Origin of the sequence: Bradyrhizobium sp. WBOS08, from assembly GCF_024585125.1 — a bacterium.
GTDB lineage: Bacteria > Pseudomonadota > Alphaproteobacteria > Rhizobiales > Xanthobacteraceae > Bradyrhizobium > Bradyrhizobium japonicum_B.
In genome coordinates this window covers 1,336,018-1,356,742 of record NZ_CP028988.1, presented here as the reverse complement: position 1 = coordinate 1,356,742, position 20,725 = coordinate 1,336,018, and the positions used below count along the sequence as shown (strand labels likewise).

The window sequence follows — 20,725 nt, the reverse complement described above, 5'->3', positions numbered from 1 at the left end:
GGATTGGAGCGGGGCGGAGCTGCCGATGTCGGACAGGATGCAATTGGTGGTGGCAACGCCATGCTTCGGCGGGCAGGTGTCGAGCATCTATGCGAGCTCGATCTTCGCGCTGCAGCGCGCCGTTCACGGCATGTCCAATCTCGAGCTCAAGGTGCTGCTGCGGGACGGCGACGCGCTGATCACCCGTGCGCGCGCCAATCTGGTCGCGATGTTCCTGGACGATCCCAGTGCGACGCATTTCCTGTTCGTCGACGCCGATATCGGCTTCAAGCCGGAGCAGGTGTTCCGCCTGATCGAATGCGGCGCGGACGTCGTTGCCGGCTGCTATCCGATCAAGCGGGTCAATTGGGACAAGGCCGCGCGGGCGATCCAGTCGGGCCGGACCGACGTGCCGGCGGCTTCGCTGGACTACGTGCTCGAGATCGAGGATCCCGACCGCATCGTCGTCGTCAACGGCTTCACCCGCGTGCGCTATGCCGGCACCGGCTTCCTGATGATCCGGCGCCACGCGCTGGAGGCGATGTGCCGGCACCCGGACTATGCCGGCCTGCAGTTCTTCCGCGAGCATTCGCACGACACGCTGGTTGCGAGCCAGAACCGCTTCGCGCTGTTCGAATGCATGATCGATCCGGCGACCGGCACTTATCTGTCCGAGGACTTCGCCTTCTGCAAGCGCTGGACCGATATCGGCGGCGAGATCTGGGCCGACATCCAGAGCTCGCTCGATCACGTCGGGCCGTCGGTGTTCCATGGCGACATCGCCTCGCAATTCGCACCGGCGCCCGCAGCGGCGGCGGCCGATGCGGCCTGAGCCTTTCGGGATGAGCACCGGCGCATCCCGCCTGTCAGGACCGGAACGCGCATCCGACGGCGGTTCGCGGTACCGCCTGCGCGATCTCTTCACGCCCCTCGATACGCTGCTCGTCTCCGGAGGAGATCCGCGGCTGGCGCTCGACGCCGCGGACCGCCTCAACGTGTATGGCTGCGCGGCCGCGCCGGAGCCGGAGATCTGGAATTTCGCCTCCTCGACGGCGTCGACGATTTCGCAGGCTGCCTATGATCGTGTCGCGCTGGCGCGCGAAGAGCTGGTGCACAAATGCCTGTTCGACGAAGTCGAGGTCGCCTTCGACTCGCGCTGCGAGGACATGCGGACCGAGCTGCGCGGCCACCTCCAGCTTCCACCGCGCGTCGAAATCGTGTTCTCGCCCTCCGGGACGGACTCCCAGCTTCACGCCCTGTTCCTGGCGCGCGCGGCGCTCGGGGCGCCGCCGGTGACGATCGTGGTCGGCGCCGACCAGACCGGAAGCGGCACGATCCATACCGCGCGCGGGCACCATTTCAGCTCCATCACGGCAAGCGGCGTCGCGGCTCGCAAGGACGGCGCGGTGGCGGGGCTCGCCGGCGCCAGTTTCGCATTGCCGCTGCTCGAGGCAGGCCCCGCGCCTGCCATGCGTGGGGATGCCGATGCCGCGGTGCTGCGTGCGGTCGAAGCCAATATCGCGCAAGGCACGCCCGTACTGCTCCAGATCATGGATGCATCGAAGCTCGGCTGGCGCGCACCGAGCGCAGCCTGCCTCGATGAGATCGCGCGGCGCTGGCCGCGCAAGGTCCAGATCGTCGTCGACGCCTGTCAGGCGCGGCTCGGTCGCCGCCGGCTGCGCTCTTATCTCGACCGCGGCTACATGGTGCTGATCACGGGCTCGAAATTCTATGGTGGGCCTGCCTTCAGCGGTGCGCTGCTGGTGCCCGAGAGCCTGTCACGGACGCTCGACCGTGCCGAGGGGATCGCGCCCGGCATTCTCGACTATGCCGGCCGTTGCGATTGGCCGATGGCCTGGACGAAGCTGCGTTCGCGCTTCGAGCGCCGGCCGAATTTCGGTCAATGGCTGCGCTGGGAGGCGGCGCTCGCCGAGATCGGGAGCTATTACGCCGTGCCCGGTGCATTCCGCGCCAAGGTGCTCGCCGATCTCGCCGCCGGCATCGACAGCATGATCGCGCTGTCGCCGTCGCTTCGCTCGGTCCCAACCGCGACCAAAGCAGCCGACGCGGATGACGAGGAATTTGCACAAACTACGATCTTTCCGTTCATGCCGCTGCGCGCCGGCAAGCCGGTTTCGATCGCCGAGACCAACGCCATCCATCAGGCTTTGGCGCGTGACATGAGCCAGGCGATCGGCGGCACCGCGGCGGACCGACAGGTCGCTGCGCAGCGCTGCCTGATCGGCCAGCCGGTCCGTCTGGAGCGGCAGGACGCGGCCCCGCAGGCCGTGCTGCGCCTTTGCGTCGGCGCCCGAATAGTGACCGAGGCCTGGTCGCCTGATACGGCAGAGGCGCAACGCAACGTGCAGCAGGTCCTCGATCGCATCGCCCATGTCCTGGTAAAGATCGAACTGCTGCTCGACCGTGGCGCAGTCGCCGCGCCGGTAAACTCCGCGTTCGAGGTGTGAGATGCAGCATCCGCTTTCCGCGCCGATCGGCATGATTACGGCGAACTATGCCGATCGCATCGGCTTTGCGCAGCTGACGCGCCAGGCCTTCGAAGGTGTCGACCTGCATCCGCTGCGCGACCAATTGCTGGCGCGGATCGCGGCGGGGACGGCGCTGGCGGGCGAAGGGCTCGATCTGTCGTTGATCACCCAGCTTCTCGGCGACAAGGATCAGGGGCTTGCGATCCAGTCGGAGGTGCTGGCCTTCCATCAATTGTTTCGCACGCCGAGCGCCGCTCCGAAGCCCAGCTTGCGCGTGCTCGCGCTCGCGGCCGACATCGACATGGGCGGCAACACGCCGATCGATTTTCTGCTCGAAGGATCCGACATCGAGCTGTTGACGCTCTACGTGGTCAAGGGCGTCGGCCTGCCGGAGAATTTGCCGGAGCACGACGTCGCCATCGTGGTCGCCTCCGATTCCGAGGAATGCCGCGAGGCGCTCGCCTTGATCGGAAAGGCCGCGCCGCATTGGCCGCGGCCGCTGCTCAATCGTCCCGATCGCATCGGCAATCTCGATCGCGACAAGCTGCATCGGCTGCTGGCAGGCGTGCCGGGTCTGGACATTCCCGCGACCATCCACGCGACGCGGGCACAATTGTCGGAGCTTTCGAGCGGGCGGATCGCCTGCCAGGACATCGCGGGTGAATTGCGCTTTCCGATGATCGCGCGGCCGCGCGGCTCACATGCCGGCGTCGGACTCGCCAAGCTCGACGATGCGGCGGCGCTCGCATCTTATCTTGCCGAGCGTAACGAGCAGGATTTCTTCGTCGCGCGTTTCGTCGATTACGTGAATCCAGACGGGCTCTATCGCAAATATCGTCTCGCGATGGTCGACGGCAAACCTTACGCCTGCCACATGGCGATCGCCGACCGTTGGGATATCTGGTACCTCAACGCCAACATGGCCTTCAGCGAGGAGAAGCGTGCGGAGGAGGCGATCTTCATGCGCGACTTCGACCACGCCTTCGCGGCGCGCCACAAAAGCGCGCTCGACGAGATGAGCAGGCGGGTCGGCCTCGATTATTTCATCGTCGATTGCGCCGAGAACCAGAACGGCGAACTCCTGGTCTTCGAAGCCGACAACACCGCCGTCGTGCACAACATGGATTCGCCAGCCGTGTTTCCTTACAAGCCGCCGCAGATGCGCAAGATCTTTGCGGCATTCGCGGCGATGCTGTCGCGGCATGCAAGAGCGGGCGAGGGGAATGCAACATGAACGAGATCGTCCGCAACGCGCAGAGCTCCGTGGCGAACACCTCGCTCGATCCGCAGGACTGGAGCGCGTTTCGCGCGCTCGCCCATCGCATGCTGGACGAGACGATCGACGGCATCGCCAACATCCGGACGCGTCCGGTCTGGCAGCCGATCCCTGACGACGTCCGCGCGGCCTTCAAGGCCGACGTGCCGCGCGAGGCGAGCGATCTCGCCGAGGTCTACCGCGAATTCGCCGATCACGTCGCGCCCTATGCGGCCGGCAACATCCATCCCGGCTTCATGGGCTGGGTGCATGGCGGCGGCACCGCGGTGGGCATGCTCGCGGACATGCTTGCGGCAGGCCTCAACGCCAATCTCGGCGGCCGGGACCATATGCCGATCGAGGTCGAGCGCCAGATCGTCGATTGGATGCGCCGCCTGTTCGCCTTTCCGGATGGCGCGAGCGGCATCTTCGTCACGGGCACGTCGATGGCCAATCTGATGGCGGTGCTGGTGGCGCGCACCGCTGCGCTCGGCGCGCTGGCGCGGCAACACGGCATCGGCAATGACGGCGCGCTCCTCACCGCTTACACTTCGCAGGCCGCGCATGGGTGCGTCTCCAGGGCGATGGACATTGCCGGGCTCGGCACCGATGCGCTGCGCAAGGTCGGCGTCGATGCCGATCATCGCATCGACATTGCCGCGTTGCGCGCGCAGATCGCCGCTGATCGCGAGGTCGGCTTCAAGCCGTTCCTGGTCGTCGCCTCCGCCGGCACGGTGGACGTCGGCGCGATCGACGATCTCAAGGCCGTCGCGGAGCTGTGCCGCGAGGAGGGAATCTGGTTTCACGTCGACGGTGCTTTCGGTGCGCTTGCGATCTTCTCGCCCGAGCTCGCGCCGCTGCTCGCCGGAATCGAGCTCGCCGATTCCATCGCGCTCGACTTCCACAAATGGGGACAGGTGCCGTACGATGCCGGCTTCCTGCTGGTGCGCGACGGCGAGCAGCATCGGCAGGCCTTTGCACAGCCCGCGGCCTATCTGCGCCGCGAGGCGAGGGGACTTGCGGCGGGAGCGGTCTGGCCCTGCGATCTCGGCCCCGACCTGTCGCGCGGCTTCCGTGCGCTGAAGACGTGGTTCACCCTGAAGACGTTCGGAATCGACCGACTGGGTGCGACGATCGCGCGAAGCTGTGCGCTGGCGAAGTATCTCGAGGCGCGCGTGCTGGCCGAGCCGCGGCTGGAATTGCTGGCTCCGGTCAACCTCAACATCGTCTGTTTCCGCTACCGTGCCGACGATGCGGTCAATCGCGAGATCGTCGCCGATATCCAGGAGACGGGAGTGGGGGCGCCGTCGAGCACGACGCTGGACGGCAGGTTTGCGATCCGTGCCGCGATCGTCAATCACCGCACCGAGGAGGCGGACATCGATGCGCTGGTCGAGGCGGTGCTGCAGTTCGGCGCGCGGCGATGCGGCGACGGCGTGATCGAGGTCGAGGCGCCGCCGCTCGCGGCGCAATAGCCCGCGCATGGTTGAAACGACAACGGCCCCGGAGATGATCCGGGGCCGTTGTCGTTTGCAGAGCTGGATCGTTCGTGGGGCTTCGCCACGCGGACGTTGATGGTCAGGCGGCGGAGCTCACGTCGTCCTTGGCCACTTCAACCTTGGTCGCTTCAGGCTTGGGATGGGCGGCCTCGAACTGGCCCCGCAGCTTTTCTTCATAGGCGATCAGCTTGCGGGCATCCTTCAGCGCCCGGTAGAGGTCGCCGTTCAGGATGTTGTTGTTGATGGCCTCGATGATCGGCCAGGCGCTCGGGACCGCGGTGACGATGTCGCGCACCAGGTTGAAATAGGTGCCGTGCTGGGTCTGCGGATCCGGCGAGATGTACATGAGCTGCACCGCCAGATAGACGAGCTTGGCAGGCGTATCGGCGGTCTCCGGCGTGAGGATGTCGCGCTCGCGCAGGATCGGCACGTTGTCGCCGTCGATCAGGAGACGGGCCCGCTGGTCCGTATTCGTAATCACGCAGTTGCCGACGATGATGCGTTCGTGCGGTCTGAGCTCGACCTTGAGGGCCATTGCCTGTTCTCCATCAACGCTTTCGTAACCGAGCGTTCGTTGCGGCCTGCCAAGACGTGATTCTCGCTCGCAACTAGTTAACGAGCTGTAAATTCCCGCCATTCGTCCCAGAAAAATCAATGATTTCAACGGCGCGTCTGTGTGCCGGCGTAGCGCTGCGCGCGGAATCCCGGACCGAATCACGCGCGACCGGGCAAAAGCACGGGTTTCATTTCATGTTTCGTTAGAGGTCTCGGCGGCACCGTCCGCCGTCGCTGGGTCAATCGCGATCCAAGCAGACGTGTAACAGTAGCGTCGTTTACCAGAAAGGTAACAGAGTCATGTCCGGTATCGTCCTCTCCGCATCGGTTCGTCAGAACCTGCTCTCCCTCCAGTCCACCGCTGACCTCCTCGCCACCACGCAGAACCGTCTGTCGACCGGCAAGAGCGTCAACTCGGCCCTCGACAATCCCACCAACTTCTTCACCGCCCAGTCGCTCGACAACCGCGCCAGCGACATCAACAACCTGCTCGACGGCATCGCCAACGGCGTGCAGGTGCTGCAGGCCGCCAACACCGGCATCACCTCGCTGCAGAAGCTGATCGACAGCGCGAAGTCGATCGCCAACCAGGCGCTGCAGACCACGGTCGGCTACTCCACCAAGTCGAACGTCTCCGCCACGATCTCCGGTGCGACCGCGGCCGACCTGCGCGGCACGACCTCCTATGCGAGCGCGACCGCGAGCAGCAACGTCGTGTTTAGCGGCGCGGCCGGCGGCACCACCGCGGCAACCGGCACGACCACGCTCGGCGCCACCATCGGCACCTTCTCCAGCACGGGCGCAACGGCCGGCGACGGCACCACGGCGCTCGGCGGCACCATGACCCTGATCGCCACCAACGGCACGACGGCGACCGGCCTGGCCGGCAACGCCCAGCCTGCCGACGGTGACACGCTGACCGTGAACGGCAAGACCATCACGTTCCGCAGCGGCTCGGCTCCGGGCTCGACCGGCGTTCCGACCGGCTCGGGCGTCAGCGGCAACATCGTCACCGACGGCAACGGCAACTCGACGGTCTATCTCGGCACCGCCGGTACCCCGGCTGCGACCGTCAACGATCTGCTGTCCGCGATCGATCTGGCCAGCGGCGTCAAGACGGTCTCGATCACCTCGGGTGCGGCGACGATCGCCACGAGCAACGGCCAGACTGCTTCGAGCGTTGCTGCGGGCGCCGTCACGCTGAAGAGCTCGACGGGCGCGGATCTGAGCGTCACCGGCAAGGCCGACCTGCTCAAGGCGCTTGCCCTGACCACGTCGGTGGGCGGCGGCAACGCCACCGTCAACGTGAACCGCACCACCAGCTCGGCTTCGCTGGGTGCGACGATCACCGACGGTTCGACGCTGAACGTCAACGGCCACGTCATCACCTTCAAGAACGCGCCGATCCCGGGCTCGACCGGTGCGCCGAGCGTTCCGACAGGTTTTGGTACGAGCGGTAACGTCCTCACCGACGGCGCCGGCAACTCGACGGTCTACCTGCAGGGCGGCACGCTCAACGACGTCCTGAAGGCGATCGACCTTGCCACCGGCGTGCAGACCGCGACGATCGGCGCCAACGGCGCCGCGACGCTTGCGACCGCCACCGGCCAGACCAACTCGTCGATCAACGCCTCCGGCCAGCTCAAGATCTCGACCGGCGTCAATGCCGACCTGTCGGTCACCGGCACGGGTAACGCGCTGAACGCGCTTGGCCTCGCCGGCAACACCGGGACTGCGACCGCCTTCACCGCGGCTCGCACCTCCGGCATCGGCGGCATGGCCGGCAAGACCTTGACCTTCACCTCCTTCAACGGCGGCACGGCGGTTGACGTCACCTTCGGTGACGGCACCAACGGCACGGTCAAGACGCTCGATCAGCTCAACACCAAGCTGCAGGCCAACAACCTGTCCGCGACGATCGACGCCAACGGCCTGCTGACGATCTCGACCACCAACGACTACGCGTCCTCGACCATCGGTTCGAGCGCCGCGGGTGGTTCGATCGGCGGCACGCTGACCTCGGCGCTGACCTTCTCGACGGCTTCCAGCCCCGTCCAGGATACGGTTGCCCAGACCTCGCGTGCGAACCTGGTCAACCAGTTCAACAACATCCTGAACCAGATCGACACCACGGCGCAGGACTCCTCGTTCAACGGCGTCAACCTGCTGAACGGCGACCAGCTCAAGCTGGTGTTCGACGAGACCGGCAAGTCGAACCTCAGCATCACCGGCGTGACCTACAACTCCAAGGGTCTGGGCCTCGCCTCGCTGACCAGCGGTGTCGACTTCATCGACAACGCTGCCACCAACAAGGTGCTGACCAACCTGAACGCCGCGTCGAGCACGCTGCGCTCGCAGGCCTCGAGCCTCGGCTCGAACCTCTCGGTGGTGCAGGTCCGTCAGGACTTCAACAAGAGCCTGATCAACGTGCTGCAGACCGGCTCGGCCAACCTGACGCTGGCTGACACCAACGTCGAGGCGGCCAACAGCCAGGCGCTGTCGACCCGCCAGTCCATCGCGGTCTCCGCGCTGTCGCTGGCCAACCAGTCGCAGCAGAGCGTGCTGCAGCTGCTCCGCTAATAGCGGACGACATCGCAAGTAAGATCCGGCGGCGGGGCTTCGGCCCCGCCGTTTTCTTTTGGGCGGCATCAAGATGCCGTTCAGCGAAAGGGAACGCTGCATCTGGATGCCGCCAATTGCTCACTCTGAGTTATGGTTGACAAGTCGCAAACGGCTGGCGACGGTACCAAAAAGCATCATCCTATCATGATGATATCGACGAGCGCGTTGCTGCTCCGAATCCGGATATGGTGAATCTTCGCAAGGACTGGCGCGACGCGCTTCATGCTTTGTTAGCCCACAACGTTCACCGTCCCGGCCATCGATTAATCCTAATCGAAGTTTGTTGCGTTGCGTACCAGAAGGGTAACACTCAATGTCCGGTATCGTTCTCTCTTCCTCGGTTCGTCAGAACCTGCTCTCCCTCCAGTCCACCGCTGACCTTCTCGCCACCACCCAAAGCCGTCTGTCGACCGGCAAGAGCGTCAACTCGGCCCTCGACAATCCCACCAACTTCTTCACCGCCCAGTCGCTCGACAACCGCGCCAGCGACATCAACAACCTGCTCGACGGTATCGCCAACGGCGTGCAGGTGCTGCAGGCCGCCAACACCGGCATCACCTCGCTGCAGAAGCTGATCGACAGCGCGAAGTCGATCGCCAACCAGGCGCTGCAGACCACGGTCGGCTACTCCACCAAGTCGAACGTCTCGACCACGATCTCCGGTGCGACCGCGGCGGATCTGCGCGGCACCACGTCGTTCGCCAGCGCCACCGCTTCCAGCAACGTGCTGTATAGCGGCGCTGCCGGCGGCACCACCTCGGCGACCGGCACGACCACGCTCGGCGCCACCATCGGCACCTTCTCCAGCACGGGCGCAACGGCCGGCGACGGCACCACGGCGCTCGGCGGCACCTTCACGCTGATCGCCACCAACGGCACGACGGCGACCGGCCTTGCCGGCAACGCCCAGCCTGCCGACGGCGACACGCTGACCGTGAACGGCAAGACCATCACGTTCCGCAGCGGCTCGGCTCCGGGCTCGACCGGCGTTCCGACCGGCTCGGGCGTCAGCGGCAACCTCGTCACCGACGGCAACGGCAACTCGACGGTCTATCTCGGCACCGCCGGTACCCCGGCTGCGACCGTCAACGATCTGTTGTCCGCGATCGATCTGGCCAGCGGCGTCAAGACGGTCTCGATCACCTCGGGTGCGGCGACGATCGCCACGAGCAACGGCCAGACCGCTTCGAGCGTTGCTGCGGGCGCCGTCACGCTGAAGAGCTCGACGGGCGCGGATCTGAGCGTCACCGGCAAGGCCGACCTGCTCAAGGCGCTTGCCCTGACCACGTCGGTGGGCGGCGGCAACGCCACCGTCAATGTCAACCGCACCACCAGCTCGGCTTCGCTGGGTGCGACGATCACCGACGGTTCGACGCTGAACGTCAACGGCCACGTCATCACCTTCAAGAACGCGCCGATCCCGGGCTCGACCGGTGCTCCGAGCGTGCCGACAGGTTTTGGTGCGAGCGGTAACGTCCTCACCGACGGCGCCGGCAACTCGACGGTCTACCTGCAGGGCGGCACGGTCAACGACGTCCTGAAGGCGATCGACCTTGCCACCGGCGTGCAGACCGCGACGATCGCCAGCGGCGCCGCGACGCTTGCGACCGCCACCGGCCAGACCAACTCGTCGATCAATGCCTCCGGTCAGCTGAAGATCTCGACCGGCGTCAATGCCGACCTGTCGGTCACCGGCACGGGCAACGCGCTGAACGTCCTCGGCCTCGCCGGCAACACCGGGACTGCGACCGCCTTCACCGCGGCCCGTACCTCCGGCGTCGGCGGCCTCACTGGCAAGACCTTGACCTTCTCCTCCTTCAACGGCGGCACGGCGGTCAACGTCACCTTCGGCGACGGCACCAACGGCACGGTCAAGACGCTCGATCAGCTCAACACCAAGCTGCAGGCCAACAACCTGACGGCGACGATCGACGCCAACGGCCTGCTGACGGTCTCGACCACCAACGACTACGCGTCGTCGACCATCGGATCGACCGCCGCTGGCGGTGCGATCGGCGGCACGCTCACGACTGCTCTGACCTTCTCGACGGCTTCCAGCCCCGTCCAGGATACGGTTGCCCAGACCTCGCGTGCCAACCTGGTCAATCAGTTCAACAACATCCTCCAGCAGATCGACTCGACTGCCCAGGACTCCTCGTTCAACGGCGTCAACCTCTTGAACGGCGACCAGCTCAAGCTGGTGTTCGACGAGACTGCAAAGTCGAGCCTCAGCATCACCGGCGTGACCTACAACTCCAAGGGTCTGGGCCTCGCCTCGCTGACCAGCGGTGTCGACTTCATCGACAACGCTGCCACCAACAAGGTGCTGACCAACCTGAACGCCGCCTCGAGCACGCTGCGCTCGCAGGCCTCCAGCCTCGGCTCGAACCTGACCATCGTGCAGGTTCGTCAGGACTTCAACAAGAACCTGATCAACGTGCTGCAGACCGGCTCGTCCAACCTGACGCTGGCTGACACCAACGTCGAGGCGGCCAACAGCCAGGCGCTGTCGACCCGTCAGTCGATCGCGGTCTCGGCGCTGTCGCTGGCCAACCAGTCGCAGCAGAGCGTGCTCCAGCTGCTCCGCTAAGTCACGGACGACATCGCAAGACGATTACGGCGGCGGGGCTTCGGCCCCGCCGTTTTTCTTTTTGCGTAATGTTCGGAGATCTCGATGGAGCAGCCGTCACTCGAAAAGTAACCAGCGGTTATGGTTAATGGAGGGTAAGCGCCCGGAATTCCCAATGATTTCAGCTGGATTGCAAGCTCCGTCCGCACCTTCCGCTCGCTTATGGTGAACCGGCGCTTATGTCGCGTTCTCCCGTTTCACCCTTTGTTAGCCATGTCACGGCACGCTGGCCCCGTCACTCGATCCAGAAGCGATCGAACGAAGACGCGTAAGCCAGAAGGGTAAGAGTCATGTCCGGTATTGTTCTCTCTGCGTCGGTTCGCCAGAACCTGCTCTCTCTCCAGTCCACCGCCGATCTTCTCGCCACCACACAGAACCGTCTGTCGACCGGCAAGAGCGTCAACTCGGCCCTGGACAATCCCACCAACTTCTTCACCGCCCAGTCGCTCGACAATCGCGCCAGCGACATCAACAACCTGCTCGACGGCATCGCCAACGGCGTGCAGGTGCTGCAGGCCGCCAACACCGGCCTGACCTCGCTGCAGAAGCTGATCGACTCCGCGAAATCGATCGCCAACCAGGCGCTGCAGACCACGGTCGGTTACTCCACCAAGTCGAACGTCTCGACCACGATCTCCGGTGCGACCGCCGCCGATTTGCGCGGCACCACGTCGTTCGCCAGCGCCACCGCGTCCAGCAACGTTCTCTATAATGGCACCGCCGGCGGCACCACCGCGGCGAACGGAACGACCACGCTCGGCGCCACCATCGGCTCCTTTGCGAGCACGGGCGCGACGGCTGGTGACGGCACCACGGCGCTGGCCGGCACCTTCACGCTGATCGCCACCAACGGCACGACCGCGACCGGCCTTGCCGGCAACGCCCAGCCTGCCGACGGCGATACGTTGACCGTGAACGGCAAGACCATCACGTTCCGCAGCGGCTCGGCTCCGGGCGCGACCGGCGTTCCCGCCGGCTCGGGCGTCAGCGGCAACATCGTCACCGACGGCAACGGCAACTCGACCGTCTATCTCGGCACTGCCGGTACTCCGGCCGCGACCGTCAACGATCTGCTGTCCGCGATCGATCTGGCCAGCGGCGTCAAGACGGTCTCGATCACTTCGGGTGCAGCGACGATCGCCACGAGCAACGGCCAGACCGCATCGACCGCTGCGGCCGGCGCCGTCACGCTGAAGAGCTCGACGGGTGCGGATCTGAGCGTCACCGGCAAGGCCGACCTGCTCAAGGCGCTCGCCCTGACGACGTCAACAGGTGCAGGCAATGCCACCGTCAACGTCAACCGCACCACGAGCTCGGCTTCGCTGGGTGCGACCGTCACCGACGGCTCGACGCTGAACGTCAACGGCCACATCATCACCTTCAAGAACGCGCCGATCCCGGGATCGACCGGCGCGCCGAGCATTCCGACCGGCTATGGCGTCAGCGGCAACGTCCTCACCGACGGCAACGGCAACTCGACGGTCTATCTGCAGGCCGGTACGGTCAACGACGTGCTGAAGGCGATCGACCTTGCTACCGGCGTGCAGACCGCGACGATCGGCGCCAACGGCACCGCGACGCTGGCCACGGCGACCGGCCAGTCGAACTCGACCATCAACACCTCCGGCCAGCTCAAGATCTCGACCGGCGTGAACGCCGATCTGTCGATCACCGGCACCGGCAATGCGCTGAACGTGTTCGGTCTCGCCGGCAACACCGGCAATGCCACCGCCTTCACCGCGGCGCGCACCTCCGGCATCGGCGGCATTGCCGGCAAGACCTTGACCTTCACCTCCTTCAACGGTGGTACGGCAGTCAACGTCACCTTCGGCGACGGCACCAACGGCACGGTCAAGACGCTCGATCAGCTCAACACCAAGCTTCAGGCCAACAACCTGGCAGCGACGATCGACGCCAACGGCCTGCTGACCATCACCGCATCCAACGACTACGCGTCCTCGACGCTGGGCTCGGCGGCTGCCGGCGGTGCGATCGGCGGCACGCTCACCTCGGCCTTGACCTTCTCGACGGCCTCCACCCCCGTCCAGGATGGCGTTGCCCAGACCGCGCGTGCCAATCTGGTGTCTCAGTTCAACAACATCCTCAACCAGATCGACACCACCGCGCAGGACTCCTCGTTCAACGGTGTCAACCTGCTCAACGGCGATCAGCTCAAGCTGGTCTTCGACGAGACCGCCAAGTCGAGCCTGAACATCACGGGCGTGACCTATAATTCCAAGGGGCTCGGCCTCGCGTCGCTGACGGTCGGCGTCGACTTCATCGACAACGCCGCCGCCAACCGGGTGCTGACCAACCTGAACGCCGCCTCGAGCACGCTGCGCTCGCAGGCCTCGAGCCTCGGCTCGAACCTCTCGGTGGTGCAGATCCGTCAGGACTTCAACAAGAACCTGATCAACGTGCTGCAGACCGGCTCGTCCAACCTGACCTTGGCCGACACCAACGTGGAGGCGGCCAACAGCCAGGCGCTGTCGACCCGGCAGTCGATCGCGGTCTCCGCGCTGTCGCTGGCCAACACCTCGCAGCAGAGCGTGCTCCAGCTGCTCCGCTAACAAGCGATTGAAATCACTCACTAAAACCGAGCGGCGGGGCCAGTTGTCCCGCCGCTCTTTTTTGCGTGCCGAGCCGGGCAGGGGCGTTCACCGCGCATTAACCCTATCCCTTAAACCGGCGTTAACCATACTTTAAAGGACACCTCCTAAAACTGGACGAAAGCCCGCTTTGCAGACCCGAGCGGCCGATTCGTATCCGGTTCAAGAGGAAGACTCGCCAATGTCCAACATCGTTCTCTCGGCGTCAGTTCGCCAGAACCTGTTGTCGCTGCAGTCGACGGCCGACTTGCTGGCCACGACGCAGGAGCGGCTTGCGACCGGCAAGAAGGTCAACACGGCGCTCGACAATCCCACCAACTTCTTCACCGCGCAGGGGCTGGACAACCGGGCGAGCGACATCAGCAACCTGCTCGACGGCATCAACAACGGTGTCCAGGTGCTGCAGGCGGCCAATACCGGCATCACCTCGCTGCAGAAGCTGATCGACAGCGCGAAGTCGATCGCCAACCAGGCGCTGCAGACCACGGTCGGTTACTCCACCAAGTCGAACGTCTCCACCACCATTCCCGGCGCGACGCCGGCCGACCTGCGCGGCACGACCTCCTATGCCAGCGCGACCGCCAAGAGCAACGTGCTCTATACCGGCGCCGCCGGTGGCGTGACCCCGGTGACGGGAACCGCCGCGCTCGGCGCCTCGCTGGGCTCGAGCGCCGGCACCTTCACCGGCACGGCAGCGCTTGCCGCCGACGGCACGACCGCGCTGTCCGGCACCGCGACGCTGCTCGGCACCACGGCATCCACCACGTTCGGCACGCCGCCCGCGGACGGCGACACCATCACGGTGAACGGCAAGACCATCACCTTCCGCACCGGCGTCGCGCCGGCCACGCAGCCGACCGGCTGGGGTCTCGACGCCAGCGGCCATATCGCCACCGACGGCAACGGCAATTCGATCGTTTATGAGGGAACGGCGGCTGCGCCGGGGGCGACGATCAACGACGTCCTCACCGCGATCGATCTCGCCAGCGGCGTCAAGACCGCAACCATCAGCGCAAGCGCGGCGACCATCGCCGTCAGCGGCGCGGCCGGTCCCGTCGGCACACTTCAGGTGGCGTCGTCCATCACGGCGGGCGCCGTGACCTTGAAGAGCTCGACCGGTGCCGATCTGAGCGTGACAGGCAAGGCCGATTTCCTCAAGGCGCTCGGTCTGACCTCCGCGACCGGCGCGGGCAACGCGAACGTGACCGCGAACCGCTCGACCACGGCGGGTTCGCTCGGCACGCTCGTTCAGGACGGCTCGACGCTGAACATCGACGGCCACACCATCACCTTCAAGAACGCGCAGACGCCGCAATCGGCGGCGAGCGTCGCCAACGGCTTTGGCGTCAGCGGCAACGTCGTGACCGACGGCAACGGCAACTCGACGGTCTACATCCAGAGTGCGACCCTGACCGACCTGCTCAACGCGGTCGACCTTGCGACCGGCGTCAAGACCGCGAGCATCTTCAACGGCGCGGCGACGCTCTCGACCACGTCGGGGCAGATCCCCTCGTCGGTGAACTCCAGCGGCCAGCTGGCGATCTCCACCGGCGTCAACGCCGATCTCTCGATCACCGGCACCGGCAACGCCCTCAGCGCCTTCGGCCTCAGCGGCAACACGGGAACGGCGACCGCCTTCACCGCGGCGCGCACCTCCGGCGTCGGCGGCATCAGCGGCAAGACGCTGACGTTCACCTCCTTCAACGGCGGCACGCCGGTGAACGTCACCTTCGGCGACGGCACCAACGGCACCGTCAAGACCCTGGACCAGCTCAACGCGCAGCTACAGGCCAATCATCTGACTGCGACGATCGACGCCAACGGCGTGCTCACGGTGACCACCGTCAACGAGTACGCTTCCTCGACCCTCGGCTCGACGCTCGCCGGCGGCGCGGTCGGCGGCACGATCACCGGCGTCCTGGCCTTCACGACGGCGCAGCCGCCGATCCAGGACCCCGTGGCGCAGACCGCGCGCTCCAACCTGGTCAACCAGTTCAACAACATCCTGGCCCAGATCGACACCACCTCGCAGGACTCCTCGTTCAACGGCGTCAACCTGCTCAACGGCGACACGCTGAAGCTGGTCTTCAACGAGACCGGCAGCTCGACGCTCAGCATCAACGGCGTGGTGTTCAATGCCGCCGGCCTCGGTCTCAGCAATCTCGTCAACGGCGTCGACTTCATCGACAACGGCGCCACCAACAGGGTGCTGGCCAGCCTGAACGCCGCCTCGAGCACGCTGCGCTCGGAAGGCTCGACACTCGGCTCGAACCTGTCGATCGTGCAGGTGCGTCAGGACTTCTCCAAGAACCTGATCAACGTGCTGCAGACCGGTTCGGCCAACCTGACGCTGGCCGACACCAACGAAGAGGCGGCCAACAGCCAGGCGCTGTCGACCCGCCAGTCGATCGCGGTCTCCGCGCTGTCGCTGGCCAACCAGTCGCAGCAGAGCGTGCTGCAGCTGCTCCGCTAGTTCGACGGCGCACGCTCGTCACTCGAGATTTCGCGGCGGAGCTAACGCTCCGCCGTTCTTTTGAGGGAGATCGCTAAGGCAAGATTAGCTGAGATCGGCGCGCATCACGGCAAGCGAGTTTACATCGTGCGTGCGTGGATCTAGCGTTGCGCTGAGAAGACCTCCGTGCCCCGTAATTGTCCGGAGTGCTTCCAAAGCACACACGTAAGCAAATCTTAAGCGGTGCTGCCTAGGGTTGGGAAAGAAATCCTTAAGCGCGTACAACGCGCTAGGTAACCTCCAGGGTGTGATTGATGTCGAATTCCGCTGCCTCGGCCTATGCGCGTGTTGCAACGACCACCGCATCTCCTCGGGACATCGAGGCGCAGACCCTGCTCAAGGCCGCGAACAAGCTCCAGGACGCCGTGAACAACGCCGATCCGCTCAGCGAGCAGACCATGCAGGCCCTGATGTTCAACCGCAAGCTCTGGACCATCTTCCTGAGCGAGGCGATGCGCGACAACAATCCGCAGCCGATCGACGTCCGGCAGAAGATCGCCAACATCAGTGTTTTCGTGCTGAGCCAGACCGCCGCGCTGCAGATGAGCCCGCAATTCGATCACTTCCGTCCGTTGATCGAGATCAACCGCAATATCGCCGCGGGTCTGTCCGGGCGGCCGTGACCGCAACTCGTGATGGTCGACATCACGAGCATTCTTGCGTCCTCATCCAGATCGAACGTCTTGTCGCCTGTCTCTGGCTCGTCGCGCCATGCCGCGGCGACACATCGCCATCAGGGCAGGTGACGAACAAGATCCACAGTCCTGCTTCGGCAATACCAATGTCGCGCTGACCGGTGCCGGTCAGACGCGAAGCAGAACATCGTCACCGATTCCGCGATCTCGTCACGCGATGGTCAGGCGCTGACGTCCGTGCTGAGCGGACGCGCAGGCTCGGACTTCATGTCCAGCGCATGGAAGTAGGCCCGCCGCCGCAGCATCGCTTCGTCGGGGAACTGGTTGACCACCGCGTCGGTCTTGTCGTTGACGACCTGGAAGACGAAGGACGCGGCCGCCTGGTCGAACACGACCTGGCGCGAGATGTTCTCGTGGTTCGGCAGATCGTTGCGCACGGGGGCGCGCGCATCTGCCGCGGCGACCGTCTGGCTCACCGGGAGATCGGTTTGCACAGCCTCGTTCGCCGCCACGCTGGACGTCGTTACGATCTGCACGGGGGCCGGGATCCCCACCGGCCTGATGCTGAAATCTGTACTCATGGCAGCCTCCTGGTTGCCTTGATTGAGTCAAATCCCAACCCCTCTAATAACGCAACTATGGAACGTCAGGACTGAAGACCCGGTAAGGAAACGTGCCTAACCGCGCGACGAAATCGCCGCGCGGTTTTTCGTAAAATTGTCGGTTGTTTTCGTGCCGCTCAGAGCGAACGGCTGACCGCGAGCGGCGAGATGTGGCGCGGGCCCGGAGCTGCGCGCCGGCCCGCGGCCGTATAGGTGTTCGGCACGTTGCGCTTCTGGATCTCGGCATTGACGCCGCGCACGACGCTCTCGGAAACGGCGTGGGCGGTCGCGAGCACGGTGAGGTTGACCTGGAGCATGGCGCGGAACGCGTCGTGATGGCGGTGCAGCGTCGAGAGCAGCTCCGGGGCGGATTTCGCGAGCTGCGCCTGGTTCGCCTTCAACTGACTGACGGCGCCGACATAGTTTCGCGAGAGCTCCTGCTTCTTGCTCTCGAGCGTCATTGCCTCGCGAACCTTGCCGGCGCGAACGAGCTCGGTCTCGCGCTCGATCAGCCCGAGCAGGGCGCTCATCGCATCCATCAGGTCTTCGGCGAGCTTGCGCCCCTCGGCGTTGCCCGGCGCAATGTTCGGGCGTTGGGCCTGCATCGGCTGACGTGAGGCGTTGAAGTGGTTCATCTCGTTTGACCTTATGCCGTGCGGATGGTTTTCGCCTGCTGCATGATGAGGGTGCGGTAGACTTCGCTGGCGACGCCGACGCCGCCGGCCTTGGCGAAGTTCTTGGAATATTGCTCGGTCAGCATCGAGCGCCACACGCCGGTGCCGGGCGTGTCGCCGAACGGGCCTTCGCCCTTCAGGCCCGAGGTCATCTGCGAGAACATGCTGTTGAGGAACATCGCCTCGAAATCGGTGGCGGTCTTCTGGGCCCTGGCCTGCTCTTTCGGCGAGACCTTCTGCAGGGCGCTGGCGAGGTCGAAATCGGGCCGCCCGTTGCGGCTCTCGACCGAAAAGGCCGAGGAGGTGGCGAGGCGCGGCGTGTTGATCGTGCTGGTCTGCATCACATCACCTCGATGTCGGCTTCGATCGCGCCGGCGGCCTTGATCGCCTGCAGGATGCTGATCATGTCGCGCGGGCCGATGCCGAGCCCGTTGAGGCCGTCGACGAGTTGCTGGAGCGAGACGCCGTCCTTGACGACGGCCAGCTTCTTGCCGTCCTCGGTGACGGTGACGGCGCTACGCGGTGCGACCACGGTGCGGCCGCGCGAGAGCGGGTTGGGCTGGCTCACCTGCGGGCTTTCGGAGATGGTGACGGTGAGGTTGCCCTGCGCCACCGCCACGGTGGCGACGCGAACGTCGCGGCCCATGACGATGATGCCGCTGCGCTCGTCGATGATGATCTTGGCGGCCAGATCGGGATCGACCTGCAGCTGCTCGATCTCGGTGAGGAATGCGACGACGTTGCCCTTGAACTCGGGCGGGATCGAGAGTTGCACCGTCGAGGGGTCGATCGGCTCGGCGGTCTTGACGCCGAGATAGTCGTTGACGGCGGCCGCGATACGCTTGGCGGTGGTGAAATCGGCGTTGCGCAGTGCCAGGCGCACGTTCGGCAGGCGATTGAGCGCGAACTCGATCTCGCGCTCAATGATGGCGCCGTTGGCGATGCGTCCGACGGTTGGAACGCCGCGCACGATCTTGGCCGCCTCACCCTCTGCCTGGAAGCCGGAGATCGCCAGCGAGCCCTGCGCCACCGCGTAGACATTACCGTCGGCACCTAACAAGGGGGTGACGAGCAGGGTGCCGCCCTGCAGGTTCTTGGCGTCGCCGAGCGCGGAGACCGTGACGTCCATGCGCGTGCCCTGGGTGGCGAAGGCCGGCAGATTGCCTGTCACCATCACGGCGGCGACGTTGCCGGTGCGGATGGTGGCGCCGCGAATGTTGACGCCCATCCGCTCGAGCATCGCCTGCAGCGATTGCTTGGTGAAGGGGATGTTGTTGAGCGTGTCGCCGGTGCCGTTGAGGCCGACGACGAGGCCATAGCCGATCAGCTGGTTCTGCCGCACGCCTTCGATGTTGGCGAGATCCTTGATGCGCGAGGTCGCAGCCGCCGGCGCGACCGACAGCGCCAGCGCCGCCAGCGCCGCGCAGGCCACCCCGACGATCCCTACCCAACGAACGCCTGACATCCTCTGCTCCCCAAGGCTCCTAAAGCGGGCCCCTCAAATCGGAAAGACCTGCACGACACTCCCATGACGAGCTGGTCCGGCGCTGTCCTTGCGAGGGCTGTGCCAATCGGCGTCAGCAAGGTCAGGTGGCTGAATAGGTTGAATAAATCTGTTTCGACCGGTGTCAGCCGGCGTTGTCCCTGAGGAGCGAAACTGCCGCCCGTCGGCAGATTTTGCCGGGCTGTTTACGCGCCGTTAACCATAAGACGGCGAAGGTGACGGCATCGATCACCCGGATTCCCTCCGATGCGCATCTACGGACCGAATGGCACCACGCTTGGAACGCCGGCGAGTCAGGCCAGGCGGACCGGCTCCGGCACCTTCGTGCTGCCGGACACCTCGTCGGCGCAGGAGTCTCGGAGCGCTACTGCACCGAAGGCCGCCGCCAACATCGATGGGCTGCTGGCCCTGCAAGGTGTCGAGGAGGATCCGGTCGAGCGTCGCAAGCGCTCGGTCGCGCGCGGCAGGACCGCGCTCGACGTGCTCGACGACCTCAAGATGGGCCTCTTGTCCGGTAATCTCGACGCTTCGACCGTGATGCGGCTGCGGGATGCCGCGGCGAACCTGAAATCGTCCTCGGGCGATGCCGGTCTCGATGCGGTGCTGGCCGAGATCGAGCTGCGCGTCGAGGTCGAGCTGGCGAAGGCCGGGCAGGCGTAACACTCATCCCATCAACTACGCCGCTTCCTCGTTCTGCCGCGCGTCGTAGCGGCGCTGGGCGGCGAGAACGTCCTTCAGATTTTGCTCGGCCCAATCGCGCAGCGGATCGACCGCGCCGGCCAGCGTCAGCCCGAGCTGCGTGATCGAATACTCGACCGTCACGGGCACGGTCGCGATGGCATGGCGTCTGAGCAGGCCGTCGCGTTCGAGCGATTTGAGGACTTGGCTCAGCATCTTCTGCGAAATACCTTCGATCGTGCGCCGCAGCTGATTGAAGCGCATCGGCTGCTCGCGCAGCAGCAGGAGGATCAGCACGGCCCATTTGTCGCCGACGCGGTCGAGGATTTGGCGCGTAGGGCAGTTCGCCGCGTAGACGTCGGGTTTCATCGTCGGTCCTCGGAGTTGGTTCGGTTCGTCGCTTGCGGTCCGGTTGTCGGTCGGGGGCTCGGTTACGCCCTCCGGGTAACCCTCGCGTAATCAGGTAAGCACAAAGTGCTCTCT

The 20,725-nt window shown here is 65.4% G+C and carries 16 protein-coding genes; 10 read left to right on the top strand and 6 right to left on the bottom strand.

The window, feature by feature from the left end:
• Positions 1 to 25: 25 nt before the first annotated feature.
• The 4 genes from DCM80_RS06665 to DCM80_RS06650 are packed head-to-tail and all read left to right on the top strand — an operon-like array spanning position 26 to position 5,198.
• Positions 26 to 811: a hypothetical protein gene (locus DCM80_RS06665; protein WP_257196264.1), complete on the top strand. Its 786-nt coding sequence runs from the start codon at positions 26 to 28 to the stop codon at positions 809 to 811.
• Positions 801 to 2,447 (top strand): hypothetical protein, encoded by a 1,647-nt coding sequence (locus DCM80_RS06660; protein WP_257196263.1) that lies wholly within the window; start codon positions 801 to 803, stop codon positions 2,445 to 2,447. The genes DCM80_RS06665 and DCM80_RS06660 overlap by 11 nt, the downstream gene beginning before the upstream one ends.
• A gap of 1 nt (position 2,448) precedes the next feature.
• Entirely contained in the window at positions 2,449 to 3,702 is a 1,254-nt protein-coding gene (locus DCM80_RS06655) for a RimK family alpha-L-glutamate ligase (RefSeq protein WP_257196262.1), read from the top strand.
• Positions 3,699 to 5,198 carry an aspartate aminotransferase family protein gene (locus DCM80_RS06650; RefSeq protein WP_257196261.1) on the top strand — a complete coding sequence of 500 codons (1,500 nt, stop codon included), beginning with the start codon at positions 3,699 to 3,701 and terminating at the stop codon, positions 5,196 to 5,198. Before DCM80_RS06655 ends, DCM80_RS06650 begins: the two co-directional genes overlap by 4 nt.
• Positions 5,199 to 5,301: 103 nt before the next feature.
• On the opposite strand, the gene flbT is transcribed toward DCM80_RS06650, so the two are convergent.
• A complete protein-coding gene (gene flbT, locus DCM80_RS06645; RefSeq protein WP_257196259.1) occupies positions 5,302 to 5,757 on the bottom strand; it encodes a flagellar biosynthesis repressor FlbT in 456 nt (151 codons plus the stop codon).
• A gap of 320 nt (positions 5,758 to 6,077) precedes the next feature.
• Between flbT and DCM80_RS06640 the strand changes: the two genes are divergently transcribed.
• The 5 genes from DCM80_RS06640 (at position 6,078) to flaF (ending at position 16,772) form a co-directional block, all read left to right on the top strand.
• Complete coding sequence (locus DCM80_RS06640) at positions 6,078 to 8,357, top strand: DUF1522 domain-containing protein (RefSeq protein ID WP_257175523.1); 2,280 nt, start codon at positions 6,078 to 6,080, stop codon at positions 8,355 to 8,357.
• 355 nt (positions 8,358 to 8,712) lie between these two features.
• Positions 8,713 to 10,989: a DUF1522 domain-containing protein gene (locus DCM80_RS06635; protein WP_257196258.1), complete on the top strand. Its 2,277-nt coding sequence runs from the start codon at positions 8,713 to 8,715 to the stop codon at positions 10,987 to 10,989.
• A 329-nt stretch (positions 10,990 to 11,318) separates the two neighbouring features.
• Complete coding sequence (locus DCM80_RS06630) at positions 11,319 to 13,598, top strand: DUF1522 domain-containing protein (RefSeq protein WP_257196257.1); 2,280 nt, start codon at positions 11,319 to 11,321, stop codon at positions 13,596 to 13,598.
• A gap of 220 nt (positions 13,599 to 13,818) precedes the next feature.
• On the top strand, positions 13,819 to 16,110 hold the full coding sequence (locus tag DCM80_RS06625; protein ID WP_257196256.1) for a DUF1522 domain-containing protein: 2,292 nt from the start codon (positions 13,819 to 13,821) through the stop codon (positions 16,108 to 16,110).
• Between the two features lie 293 nt (positions 16,111 to 16,403).
• A complete protein-coding gene (gene flaF / locus DCM80_RS06620; RefSeq protein WP_008554779.1) occupies positions 16,404 to 16,772 on the top strand; it encodes a flagellar biosynthesis regulator FlaF in 369 nt (122 codons plus the stop codon).
• Between the two features lie 233 nt (positions 16,773 to 17,005).
• Here flaF and DCM80_RS06615 read toward each other — a convergent pair whose 3' ends face one another.
• The 4 genes from DCM80_RS06615 to DCM80_RS06600 form a co-directional block, all read right to left on the bottom strand.
• On the bottom strand, positions 17,006 to 17,365 hold the full coding sequence (locus DCM80_RS06615) for a hypothetical protein (RefSeq protein WP_028137476.1): 360 nt from the start codon (positions 17,363 to 17,365) through the stop codon (positions 17,006 to 17,008).
• A 158-nt stretch (positions 17,366 to 17,523) separates the two neighbouring features.
• Entirely contained in the window at positions 17,524 to 18,021 is a 498-nt protein-coding gene (locus tag DCM80_RS06610; RefSeq protein ID WP_257196255.1) for a hypothetical protein, read from the bottom strand.
• Positions 18,022 to 18,032: 11 nt separating this feature from the next.
• A complete protein-coding gene (flgJ, locus tag DCM80_RS06605) occupies positions 18,033 to 18,401 on the bottom strand; it encodes a flagellar assembly peptidoglycan hydrolase FlgJ (RefSeq protein ID WP_028137474.1) in 369 nt (122 codons plus the stop codon).
• A complete protein-coding gene (locus DCM80_RS06600) occupies positions 18,401 to 19,525 on the bottom strand; it encodes a flagellar basal body P-ring protein FlgI (RefSeq protein WP_257196253.1) in 1,125 nt (374 codons plus the stop codon). Before DCM80_RS06600 ends, flgJ begins: the two co-directional genes overlap by 1 nt.
• 285 nt (positions 19,526 to 19,810) lie before the next feature.
• Here DCM80_RS06600 and DCM80_RS06595 point away from each other — a divergent pair, with 285 nt between their 5' ends.
• The gene (locus DCM80_RS06595) at positions 19,811 to 20,224 is read left to right on the top strand and encodes a flagellar assembly protein FliX (protein ID WP_257196252.1); all 414 of its coding nucleotides are present in this window, start codon (positions 19,811 to 19,813) and stop codon (positions 20,222 to 20,224) included.
• A 15-nt stretch (positions 20,225 to 20,239) separates the two neighbouring features.
• On the opposite strand, the gene DCM80_RS06590 is transcribed toward DCM80_RS06595, so the two are convergent.
• Positions 20,240 to 20,611, bottom strand: a complete 372-nt coding sequence (locus DCM80_RS06590; RefSeq protein ID WP_126260763.1) for a helix-turn-helix domain-containing protein — start codon at positions 20,609 to 20,611, stop codon at positions 20,240 to 20,242.
• Positions 20,612 to 20,725: the final 114 nt, after the last annotated feature.